Genomic DNA, 4145 nt, shown 5'->3' with positions numbered 1-4145 from the left:
CCCCGATTCCGATGCCAGTGGACCGCTCTCCCCGTGACCGCGGATGTCGGCGTTGTAGACATGAAAACCGGCCGCCGCCAGCGTGCTGGCGAGGCCCTCACCCTCGGGCCGGTCGAGGCTCCGGCGGTTGGCCATCATGGCATGGCCCATCCACAGGGCGCCGCGCGGCTGCATGCCCAGCGCGGGGGCGTGGTAGGCGACGCTCAGGCGCCAGCCATCCAGGGAATTTACGGTAAAGACGATCTCGCTCATTGCTTCAAAAGGGGCCGTTTAGGCCGAAAGTTCTTATAGCTGCCACGGGCACCGAAGTGCAGCGGCGCTAGCCGCGCAGTTTGAGGTCCCGCACGCGAAGCTGCAGGCTGCGGCGCCCGTTCCACTCGTTCCATTCGAGCGTGGCAGCCAGATCCACTTCCAGCGGCGCACCGCCCGCGGGAACCAGCAGCTCGGGCGCGTATCGGTCGGTCATGCCGAACCCGATCACGTCGACCGGGCGGCCGCCGGTAACCAGGGCGCCCTTGAGGTGGCGCTCCTTGAGCAGGCGCGGCCCGGCGATGCGCACGCCTTCGAGCCCCAGCACCGGCCGGGGATTTCCCATGCCGAAGGGCTCGAGCGCGGAGAGCTCCTCGGCAAGCTGCTCGGTCACTTCCTCGGGGGCGAGTCTCAAATCCACGCGGACCTTCGGAGTGAGGATGTCCTCATTGGTCCATTCGCGCACATTGGCGTCGAAGGCGTCATAGAAGGCGCCGAGTTTTTCGGGGTCGGCGGAAAATCCCGCGGCCAGCGCATGGCCGCCGAACTGTTCGAGGTGCGCCGAGGCTTCCTTCATGCCGTGGTAGACGTTGTAGCCGCTGATCGAGCGGGCACTGGCCTTGGCCTGGCCGTCGATGATTCCCGCGACGATGGCCGGGCGATGGAAGCGATCGACCAGCCGCGCGGCGACGATGCCCACGACGCCCGGGTGCCAGCCCTCACTCCAGAGGACGAGGCTCTGCCGGTCACTCAGCAGATTGTCGCGTTCGATGCGGGCGACGGCTTCGTCGACCATCTCGCGCTCCATCTCGCGGCGCTCCCGGTTGTGGGCGTCCAGCGTGGCGGCGATGGCGCGGGCGCGCGTCTCGTCGTCGGTGGTCAGCAGTTCCACGGCGTCGGTCGCGTCCGAGAGCCGTCCGCCGGCGTTGATGCGCGGGGCGATCTGGAAGCCGATGTCACCGGCGTCGAGCGCGCCCTGCTTGTCACCGAGCGCGACGTCGAGCAGCGCGCGCAGCCCCCGCCAGCGGCTCCTGCGGATCTGCTGAAGCCCGAAGTGGGTGATGAGCCGGTTCGTTTCCAGGAGCGGCACCACATCAGCCACGGTGCCAAGCGATGCCAGATCGATGAAGTCGGTGAGCGTGGGCTCGGCGAGTTTGTCAAAGTGCCCGCGCTCCCTGAGCACGCTTCGGAGCCCCACCGCCAGATTGAACGCAATGCCCGCACCGGCCAGCAGCTTGAAGGGGTAGGTGCAGCCCTCCTGGTGGGGGTTGACCATGGCAAAGGCAGGCGTGCCGCCCTCGGGAACCTGGTGGTGGTCGGTGACAATGACATCCACGCCCGCCGCCTGCGCATGGGCGACCTCGTCGGGGTGGGCCACGCCGTTGTCCACGGTGACGATGACTTTGGTGCCGCGCGCAACGGCCTGCTCGATGCCGTCCTTCGAGAGGCCGTAGCCGTCCTTCAGGCGGTGGGGGATGAAGAAATCGACCTTCGCCTCGACGCTGCGCAGGAAATTGACGAGCAGCGCCGTGGAGGAGACCCCGTCGACATCGTAATCGCCAAAGACCGTGATGGGCTCGCCCGTGTGCACGGCCTGCGCCAGTCGCTCGGCGGCTTTGGGCAGGCCGCTCAGGCTGGTGGGGTCCTCAAAATCTTTGAGAGAGGGATTCAGGAAACGCTGCGCCGCGGCCGGATCAGTGATGCCGCGCTGGACGAGCAGGCGCCCCAGCAGCGGCGAGCACTTGAGCTCAGAACAAAGCAGGCGCACCGATTTCTCGGGCGCCTGCTCGGGGAACATCCATTTTCGCTCGGCGGCCGGAAGGGTCATGGGCCTGCCTGCGTCGCGGCCGGCGCTAGACGCGCGGCGTGCGGCTGGCGGCAGCGGCGCCGGCCTTCTGCGCGGTCATCTTGCGAAGCGTGTTGCTGGTCCACACGAAGAAGGGCGAGGCAACGAAGATCGACGAATACGTGCCGGTGGTGATGCCGACGAGCAGCACGAAGGCGAAGTCGTGAATCACGCTGCCGCCCATGGCGAACAGGCAAGCCAGCACGAGGACGGTCGTGAGGCTCGTAATGATCGTGCGCGAGAGCGATTCATTGACGCTCTTGTTGACCGTCTCCCACAGATCGCGCGAGCGATAGCGGCCGTGGTTCTCACGAATGCGGTCGAAAACCACGATGGTGTCGTTGATCGAGTAACCGATGACCGTGAGGATCGCGGCGACGACAGGCAGGGTGATCTCCTTGTGGAGTAGCACCACACCCGAGAAGATGATCAGCACGTCGTGGATCAGCGCGACAATGGCGCCGGTCGCGTAACCAATGGCCGTCTTGTAGTCGACCTGGCTGAAGCGGAAGACGATGTAGATGAAGATGAAGAAGACCGAATAGCCGACGGCCCAGATGCCTTTCTGGCTGAGCTCGGCAACGGCCGAGGGGCTGGCAGATTCCTGCCGGCGCACTTCCCAGGTGCCGGTGGCATTGTCGCTGGTGCGCGGATCGCCGAACTTGGCCGACAGGGCAGCGCGCACGCGCAGCACGGTGGCGGAGATTTCCTCGCCCTCATCGGCCTTCACCTTGATGAGAAACTCCTGGGTGCTCGAACCGGCGGCTTCGCCGCTGGTCATGCCTTCTTCGAGATTGAGCGAGCCCGCGCCCTCGATCGTCTGGACCGAGGCGCCTTCGATTCCGCCTTCGCCGAGTGCATCGCGCACCGCGCCGGTGTCGGTCGACTCGTCGAAACGCACCTGGATGTCGGCGCCGCCGGCGAACTCGATGCCCAGGGTAATACCCTCGCGCACGTATTCGACCCCGGCGATGATGTTCCGGACGATCCCGAGAGCAGGAGGATGCGGATGGAGCGCTTCCGACGTCGTCGAGCCAGGGCTCGTGAGAAGCTCAGGGCACAGCTTGAGGAGGACGGGGCATGAGCGCCTGGAAGCATCCGCTGCTGGGACCGATCGACCTCATCCCACCGAACCTCTGTCCGAAGAAGGTCTGGCGGCACCTGTATGACCGGCACGAGCATTGGGAGCGGGTGTGCAAGGCCGACATCGCAGCGATGCGTCGCGATGCCGAGAAGATCTTGGGCGTCGCGCGCGCCAGCCGGTGCGAGCTCCCATCTTTGGCCGGAGAGCGTCAAGCGAGGGAGCTGTTGGTGGCTCACCACGACGCCACGTACGCCCCGGCCTACTCGTCGGAGATGTCGTCGCCCGACACAGCCTGGACGCCGTCCATGGATTCCAGCCACAGGCATCGAGCACTGACTCCGCGGTCCGTCTTCATCGTCGTCCAGCTCGACCGGCCGCGAAGTTGGGTCGTCACGGCGTTTCGTCCGCATCCGTCCACGGTGGGCGTCAACTGGGACGAGGCTGACCTGCGACGGCATGCGGTCTCGTACTTTCAGAAGGAGCCCGGCGTGAAAGTAGAAGAGCGTGCACTGGCCGTTGCCGAGAACCTGCGGCGCGTGTCGGGGCCGTCCTCGACGCCGAAGGAGCTGTGGTGGTTGGCATCGGCAGTGGGCCACGGCCGGCTCCTGCGGCATGTACCCGACGTTCACGACGCACTACCCGCTGCGGAGAGTGCCCTTTCGGCGACGCCCGTGTCCGTGCTCCAGGAGCTGCGAGCGGCTCTCGGCTGGGAGCTTCTGGAGGGGCGGCTGGCGGATGCCCTCAAGGACTCACGCCCAGAGGACCTTGAAGCGGTGCTTGCTGATGCCGAGGAACTCCTAGCAGTCGCGTCCGCCGTGGGTGCGGAGTTGGAGGCCGCAGCGTTCTGCGATGAGGCAGAGCTGCTGCTTCCATGGATCCCCGCGGAGTGGGCTCATGTCGCCGAGCGTGCGCGTGCGCTGGCCGCCACAGCGGAGCCCAGCCCGGTCATGCGGCTGTGGGGAGCTG

4 protein-coding genes are annotated in these 4145 nt (G+C 66.5%); 1 reads left to right on the top strand and 3 read right to left on the bottom strand.

Annotated features, from left to right (window positions below; all coding sequences use genetic code 11):
- The 3 genes from KDH09_17975 to secF form a co-directional block, all read right to left on the bottom strand.
- The coding region (locus KDH09_17975; GenBank protein ID MCB0221592.1) for a hypothetical protein at nucleotides 1-252 on the bottom strand (252 nt) is incomplete at its 3' end.
- A gap of 67 nt (nucleotides 253-319) precedes the next feature.
- Complete coding sequence (recJ, locus tag KDH09_17970) at nucleotides 320-2077, bottom strand: single-stranded-DNA-specific exonuclease RecJ (GenBank protein ID MCB0221591.1); 1758 nt, start codon at nucleotides 2075-2077, stop codon at nucleotides 320-322.
- 25 nt (nucleotides 2078-2102) lie between these two features.
- The gene (gene secF, locus KDH09_17965) at nucleotides 2103-3050 is read right to left on the bottom strand and encodes a protein translocase subunit SecF (GenBank protein MCB0221590.1); all 948 of its coding nucleotides are present in this window, start codon (nucleotides 3048-3050) and stop codon (nucleotides 2103-2105) included.
- Between the two features lie 125 nt (nucleotides 3051-3175).
- Here secF and KDH09_17960 point away from each other — a divergent pair.
- The coding region (locus KDH09_17960; protein MCB0221589.1) for a hypothetical protein at nucleotides 3176-4145 on the top strand (970 nt) is incomplete at its 3' end.

It is taken from the genome of Chrysiogenia bacterium, assembly GCA_020434085.1.
Taxonomy (GTDB): Bacteria; JAGRBM01; JAGRBM01; order JAGRBM01; family JAGRBM01; genus JAGRBM01.
The sequence above is the reverse complement of the archived record's forward strand: the minus strand, read 5'-3'. Positions and strand labels throughout refer to the sequence as shown.

Coding starts and splice junctions, on each gene's coding strand:
- recJ (MCB0221591.1), bottom strand. CDS start 2,077: ATGACCCTTCCGGCCGCCGAGCGAAAATGGATGTTCCCCGAGCAGGCG.